We start from the raw sequence: 6824 nt of genomic DNA, 5'->3' as shown, positions 1-6824 counted from the left end.
GAGTGCGCGGCGGCCCGCGCCTCCACCTACCTCCTCCGGGACCTGGGGCGCGCCCGCGGCTACCGTCCGGCCTACCGCGCCGCCCGGGCGCCGGGGCGGCGCGTTAGGCCGGACGGTAGCCGGGAAAGCACCGCGTGTGCGGTCCTCCCCCGGCCGGCCACAGAGCCGACCTCGTGACTTTTGCCCGCCGTGCTCCCCGCAGGGCCTGCGGGTCCTTGCCTGGCCGGAGCGGCGGTGTCTAGCGTCGGGACATGACCACCGAGCCGCAGCGCTTCGAGATCCTGTTGGTACCCGAGCACGTCAAGAACCGGAGCGGAGCACCCCAGGCGGACCATCCCCTGCGATCGGCGGTGGTCGAGGCGACGGGCAAGACGGGCGCCTCCGGCTACCCCCGCTACGTCGGGGAGGGGATGGAGGCCGACATCGACCCGGCCACCCGCACGGTCGAGGCCGTCTTGGTGGACGGCTCGGAGCTGGACCCCGGGATGACGGCCCTGATCGCCCCGGAGACCGGAAAGGGCGCGTCGGGCCGGCGACAGTAGGGGGACGTGGGCCGAGCAGAACCGGCCATCGGGCGCCCGCCGTACGTACGGGCGGACCGCCCGCCGCCGTAGCCTCCGCGTACGGCCGCCCCGTGCGAAGGCGGCCGCACCCGAGCCACCTCCCTGCCCCGCCCACCCTGAGGTCGGCGGCGAGCTGCTCGTCCACGCGGTCACCGAGGGCCCCGAGGGCGAACGGCTGCCCGGCAACTTTCCCGAGTACCGGCTCATGCCGTGACGCGGCGGGCTCCTCCCCCGGGTGGGGGAGGAGCCCGGCGATCAGGTGGTCAGGTGGTCGGGTCGGGTGGCGGTCAGGTCACCTGGACGGTGACGTCGTCCACCACGAACGACGTCTGGAGGGACTGGTCCTCCGCGCCGTCGAACCGCAGGCTGACGGTCTGCCCGGCGAACCGTGCCAGGTCGTACGTCTTCTGCGCATAGCCGGTGTTGGCGTCCAGGTTGGAGAGGGTCTCCAGGGTCTGGCCGCCCACCGAGACGGTGAGCCGGTCGTAGACGACGTTCTCGTTCTCGTCCGTGTCGATGTGGAGGAAGAAGGAGAGCCGGTACGAGGTGCAGCCCGCCGGGACCGTCAGGGACTGCGCCGCGCTGTCCGCGTGGGACGATCCCCAGCCGTTCAGCCAGGCCATGTACCGGCCGGAGTGCGCGACCTGGCCGGACTGGCTGGTGATGACCCCGGTGGTCGCGGACCACGGGCTGCTGCCGTTCTCGAAGCCGCCGTTGGCCACGAGCTGGCGCGGGGTGCAGGTGCCGCCGCCACCGCTGACGGTCAGCGTGTAGGTGGTGGTGTGGCTGACGGTTCCGGAGCCGGTGACCGTCAGGGTGTAGGTACCGGGCGCGGTGCTCGCGCCGACCTGCACCGAGAGGGCCGAGGAGCTGCCGGACTGGACGGACGACGGGCTGAGCGTGGCGCTCACCCCGGCCGGGGCCCCGGAGACGGACAGGGCCACCGTCTGGGCGGCGCCGCTGACGGTCCGGGTGTTGACGGTGGCGGAGGCGGAGCCGCCGGGAGCCGCGGTGCCCGCGGACGGGCTGGCGGACAGGGAGAAGTCCTGTGCGGGCGTCTCACCGCCGACGGCCTGCTTCCACAGCGCGTAGGCGACGCCGTCGGCGCTGCGGTCCAGCACGGTGGCGTTGATGTTGTTCGTGGTGTCGCAGGAGCTGTGGTAGCAGGGGTCGTAGGCCGCGTTCGCGGTGCCTCCCCACTTGGCGGCCTGCGCCGAGGTCTTGCGGGCGCTGGCTCCGGCCGCGTAGCCGGAGGTGGGGATGCCCGCCTGCTGGAAGGAATAGTCGTCGCTGCGGCCCTGGCCCTCGGTGTTCTCCTCCGGCGCGAGGTTCAGCGAGGTCCAGTACGCCTTGAGCGGGGCCGCGGTGGCGGAGTTGAGGTTGCTGACGAAGTAGCCGCCGTTGGTGGAGCCGACCATGTCGAAGTTGTAGTAGCCCTTGATGGCCGAACGCTGGGCGGCGGTCAGCTGGTTCACGTAGAACTCGGAGCCGTTGAGGCCCTGCTCCTCGTCGGTCCACCAGGCGAACCGGACGTGCTTGGTCATGGTCGGGTTCTGCTGGGCGAGGGCGAGGGCGTTCTCCAGCAGGGTCGCGGAGCCCGAGCCGTTGTCGTTGATGCCGGGGCCGGCCGCGACGCCGTCGAGGTGGGCGCCGAACATGACCGTCTGGTCGGCGGGGCCGCCGGGCCAGTCGGCGATCAGGTTGTTGGACGGGTAGGTGCAGGTGGAGCAGTTCTGCTCGGTGACGGTGTAGCCGGCGGCCGTCAGCTTGCCCTTCACGTACGCCAGCGACTGGGTGTAGCCGGCGCTGCCGGCGCGGCGGTGGCCGCCGTTCTGGGTGGCGATGGTGTTCAACTGGGCCAGGTGCGCCCGTACGTTGGCGACGCTGATGTCCGGAGGGTCGTTGCCGGGCTGGGTCCCGCCGACGTTCAGCGTGTAGTCGACGGTGTGGGAGAGGGCGGCGCCCTGCCCCTTGACCACGACCGTGGAGGTGCCGGGCGCCGCGTTGGCGGTGGCGGTCAGCGTCAGCACGGAGGACTGGCCGGCCTGGACGGTGGCCGGGCTGAAGGAGGCGCTCACCCCGGCGGGCAGGCCGCTCGCCGTGAGCGTCACCGACTGGGCGACACCGGTCGTGACGCTGGTCGCGACCGTGGTGGTGGCCGAGGCGCCCTGCTGGACGGTGCCCGAGGACGGGTTCAGCGCCAGCGAGAAGTCGTTGTTCTGGCCGCTCGGGGTGCAGGTCGGGTCGGCTGGCTGCGCGGGCACGCTGATGGCGTCCCAGGCGGCCTTCGTCTTGGCGAAGAGGCCGCAGGTGGTGTCGAGGGACTTCGCCGAACCGAGCGTCGCCGTACGGTACTTCTTGTACGACATACCGCTGGTCTTGAGCAGCATCCCGCCGTAGAAGATCTTGCCGGCGTTCTGGATGCCCACGCCGGACAGCGTGGTCTGGTTGCAGGTGCTGCTGGACGGCTTGCCGCCGCCCGGGTTGGTGCCCTCGGCGAGCAGGTAGAACCAGTGGTTCATCGGGCCCGCCGCCGCGTGCACCTCGGTGCCGGGTATCGCCGAGCTGTAACAGGCCGGGTCGTTGTTCACGGCCGCCGGGTTGTACATGTTCCGGATCGGCCCGCGGCCCTGGAGGTTGATGACCTCGCCGACCGTGTAGTCCGGGGTGTCGTACGGGGACGGCTGGTTGATGTACGCCTCGGTCAGGGCCCCGAAGATGTCACCGGTGGCCTCGCCGAGCCCGGCCTCCTGGCCGCCCGTCCCGCCCGGGGTGTTGCTGTCGATGGCGTGCCCGTACTCGTGGGCGACCACGTCGACGCCCGCGATCCACTCGTTGGCACTGTTGCGGCCGATCGTGACCGAGCTGCCGTCCCAGTACGCGTTGAGCTCGTTCAGCCCGACCTTGGCGGGGAAGGTGCGCCCGTTGCCGCTGACGCCGTTGCGGCCCAGCCACTGGCCGAGCATGTCCCACTGCTTCTGCGCGGCGAACATCAGGTCGACGCAGCCGGTCTCCTTGCTCGTGGGGTTGCCGGTGCCCCAGGAGTCGGTGGACTTCGTGAAGACGGTCCCGGTGCTGTAGTCCGCGCAACTCAGCCCGGTGCGGTTCGGGTCGCGCAGGGTATAGGTGGAACCGGAGTTGGTGGTGTCGATGGTGAGCGGGCCGGGCCCGTTCCACTTGCTGCTGCCGCTGCCGGCGACCACGTCGTCGTAGCTGTCCACGAAGGCGCCGGTGCGTGCGTCGACGAAGACGTGCAGCTTGCTCGGCGCCGTCCGGGTCCGGCCCGACAGGACGGTCTCCCAGGCCAGGACCGGCTTGTCGTCCTTCAGCCGTACGACCAGCCGGCTGCTGTCGACCTTGTCGACGGAGGCCAGCCGCGCCCGTGAGGCGGTCTCGGCGTCCTTGGCTCCGACGGTCGGCCGGGTCGCCACCTCGATCCGTACGGAGGAGGCCGACTGCAGGGCCCGTACCCTGCCGTCCCCGTCGGCGAGCACGACCGCGTCGCCGCCGACGACCGGCAGGCCGCGGTAGCTGCGCTCGTACGCCACCGAGTAGAGGTCCTTGATCCAGGGGGTGACCTGGCGCCGTTCGTACTGCTCCTGCGAGGAGTTGACCAGGGAGTCGAGACCGCTGTCGACGGCCCGGTCGGCGGCGGCGACCGCGCGGGCGGCCGGGGTGTCCTGCGGGGACGGTGCGGGCTGCGCCTGCTGCGCTGCCGATGCCGTCCCGGCCAGGGTGCCGGCGAGACTCGCGGTCAGCGCCATCGCTGCCACGGCCGCCGTCCATCTGGTGGGCTGCAACGTCCACTCCGATCGTGGGGGTGGGTGGGGGGAGTGCGTGCTCGTTCGCGGCCGAGTATGGGCGTGGACATGACGGAAATGGGACATCTCGGCAGGCATAAGCCCGGAGTTATGGTGCGGTGGCGGCCCGCTGCGTACGCTGCCCGGATGCAGCTGGAGTTGAGGCACCTGCAAGCCGTCTGCCGGATCGCCGAGGCGGGCAGCCTGGGCGGTGCGGCGCGGCGGCTCGGGGTGTCCCAGCCCGCGCTCTCGGCGCAGCTGCGCCGCATCGAACGGGTCACCGGCGGCGAGCTGTTCGTGCGGGGCCGCAACGGGGTGGAGCCCACGGCGCTCGGCCAGTTCGTCCTCGCCAAGGCCCGCCGGGTGCTCGGCGAGATGGAGGCCCTGGGCGCTGAGGCGCGGGCCATCGCCACCGGCACCCCGCTGCGGCTGGGCTGCATCCTGCTCGTCCTGCTGGACGGACTGCTGGCCGAGACCGACCGGTCGATGTCCGGCCAGGAGATCACCGTGGACCTCGAGGACTCGGTGACCGCGCTGGCCCGGATGCTCGGCGCCGGCCGGTACGACGCCATCGTGTACGGGGAGGTCAACGAGCACGAGGTACCGCTCCCGGAGGGCACCCTGGCCCGGACGCTCATCCCCAGGGAGCCGTTCTGCATCCGCATGTCGGCGGCGCACCCGCTGGCCGGCTCGGACCGCATCGAACTGGCCGACCTCGCCGGCGAGTCGTGGATGACGCTGGTGGAGGACGACGACGGCGGCCCGGAGGCCCTGGTCGCCGCCTGCGCGAAGGCCGGGTTCGTACCGTCGCTGCGGCACCGGATCACCGACCGCAAGATGCACTACGACCTGATCGCGGCGGGGCGGGCCGTCTCCCTCAGCCAGCCGACGGCCCCGGCGGTGGCGGGCACGGTGATGCGGCCGCTCGCCGGGTCCCCCGTCACCGGCCGGATCCGGCTGGCCTGGAACCGCTCCGCGGTCTCGGCCGGACAGGCGGAGCTGCTCTACCGCGCCGCGGCCCGCGCCCATCTGGCCAATGTCGCCAACCACGGGTTCCACAAGGAGTGGTGGGACGCCCACCCGGAGGTGCATCCGCTCCTCGACTGACCGGGGGAGCGGACGCACCGCACGGGGCGCGCCGCGGGTGCGGGAGCCGGCTCAGGAGCCGTCGGCGAAGACCGCGTAGACGTCGCGCCGGCCCGCGTACTCGCTCAGGTTCCAGATCACGGACTCGCGGTAGGCCCAGTCGGCGGCATCGGAGCCGTGGAAGCTGAGGTCCTCGCAGCCCTTGCCGAGGCGGACCACGGTGGAGGGAGTGTCGGTGCCGGACACGACGGTGCGCAGGCTGCCGTTGGAGTCGGGGCCGTCGCTCGCCGACAGGTAGTGCCTGGTCTTCCGCGAGACCACGCCCTGGATCTTGCCTTGCTTGACCGTGACGGCCTCGGTGGCCGTGGTGGAGGCGAGTCCGCGGGTCGTGTAGTCGAGCGGCCAGCGCACGATCTTGGGCAGGGCCACCTTGGTTCCGTTGCCGTTCCAGCCGGTCCCGGTGTAGTCCACCGCGGGGCTGGTCAGGCTCTTCGCGTACTCGCTCACGGTGAGGTTGTCCGGGCTGGAGGCGCGGTCGAGGCCGATCGCCGAGAAGCGCAGCAGAGTGCCCGTGTTGTCGTAGGCCGCGCACTGCGGCAGGACGAAACGGTAGTCGTAGGCGTGGTAACTGCCGTCGGACTGGAGCCCGCAGGCGTCGGGGCGGCCGGTGGAGACTTCGAGGATGGCGTCCATGTCGAAGACCCGCAGGCCCTTGTACGTGTCCACGACGTACAGCCGGTTGCCGTACCACATGATGCCGCCGGCGTGCTTGCGGACCGGCTCGTAGGTGAAGGTGCCGCCGGCCCCGCGGACGGGCTCCACCAGCAGGACGTGCCGGTAGACGGGCGCGGCGGCCGAGGTGAGGTCGACGAAGCTGACGCGGATGCCCTTGTCGAGGGGGAAGTCGTCGACCTCGTCCTGGTCGGGGTCGGTCTCGAAGTACCAGGAGACCAGGACGACCCGCTTGCCGCCCGCCGGCCACAGACCGGCGCCGAGCGCGTCCGCGCTGGTGGTGATGCCCTGCGGGATCCACTCGACCGCGTCCTGGTCGCCCGGGTTCCAGGTGAAGCCGTGCGAGAAGCCGCCGATCCCCGCGGGGGCCGAGGAGAGGCGGGTCGCCTCGCGGTTGGCGAGGGCCAGTACGTCGGACACCTGGGCGCGGGGCAGGGTGCGGGCCAGGCCGGCTATGTGCTCTGCGAAGCGACCCGACGCGTTGGAGGTCCGCTCGGCGAGCGTGAACTGGCCCGGGGAGATGGTGGCCGCCTCGGCCGTGGCGGGGGCGAGGGCGGCGCCCGCGGCCGTGGCGAACGGCGCGGCGGCCATTCCCTTGATGATCGTCCTGCGTGACATGGTCATGTAGCGAGAATGTAGATCT

Annotated in this window: 4 protein-coding genes; 2 read left to right on the top strand and 2 right to left on the bottom strand. The window is 71.9% G+C overall.

Annotated features, from left to right (window positions below):
• Positions 1 to 251: 251 nt before the first annotated feature.
• Complete coding sequence (locus ACFWP3_RS02170) at positions 252 to 542, top strand: hypothetical protein (protein ID WP_384215501.1); 291 nt, start codon at positions 252 to 254, stop codon at positions 540 to 542.
• A 308-nt stretch (positions 543 to 850) separates the two neighbouring features.
• Here ACFWP3_RS02170 and ACFWP3_RS02165 read toward each other — a convergent pair whose 3' ends face one another.
• Positions 851 to 4327 (bottom strand): M28 family peptidase, encoded by a 3477-nt coding sequence (locus tag ACFWP3_RS02165; RefSeq protein WP_384215510.1) that lies wholly within the window; start codon positions 4325 to 4327, stop codon positions 851 to 853.
• A gap of 183 nt (positions 4328 to 4510) precedes the next feature.
• On the opposite strand from ACFWP3_RS02165, the gene ACFWP3_RS02160 reads away from it, so the two are divergent.
• The gene (locus ACFWP3_RS02160; protein ID WP_384215500.1) at positions 4511 to 5470 is read left to right on the top strand and encodes a LysR family transcriptional regulator; all 960 of its coding nucleotides are present in this window, start codon (positions 4511 to 4513) and stop codon (positions 5468 to 5470) included.
• Positions 5471 to 5521: 51 nt separating this feature from the next.
• Here the strand turns inward: ACFWP3_RS02160 and ACFWP3_RS02155 are convergent, their stop codons facing one another.
• A complete protein-coding gene (locus ACFWP3_RS02155; RefSeq protein WP_384215499.1) occupies positions 5522 to 6805 on the bottom strand; it encodes a hypothetical protein in 1284 nt (427 codons plus the stop codon).
• Positions 6806 to 6824: the final 19 nt, after the last annotated feature.

Source organism: Streptomyces sp. NPDC058525, assembly GCF_042719495.1.
GTDB lineage: Bacteria > Actinomycetota > Actinomycetes > Streptomycetales > Streptomycetaceae > Streptomyces.
Note: the sequence above shows the minus strand (reverse complement) of the source record. Positions and strands in the feature narration are given on the sequence as shown.

Coding starts and splice junctions, on each gene's coding strand:
- ACFWP3_RS02160 (WP_384215500.1), top strand. CDS start 4,511: ATGCAGCTGGAGTTGAGGCACCTGCAAGCCGTCTGCCGGATCGCCGAG.
- ACFWP3_RS02170 (WP_384215501.1), top strand. CDS start 252: ATGACCACCGAGCCGCAGCGCTTCGAGATCCTGTTGGTACCCGAGCAC.
- ACFWP3_RS02155 (WP_384215499.1), bottom strand. CDS start 6,805: ATGACCATGTCACGCAGGACGATCATCAAGGGAATGGCCGCCGCGCCG.
- ACFWP3_RS02165 (WP_384215510.1), bottom strand. CDS start 4,327: ATGGCGCTGACCGCGAGTCTCGCCGGCACCCTGGCCGGGACGGCATCG.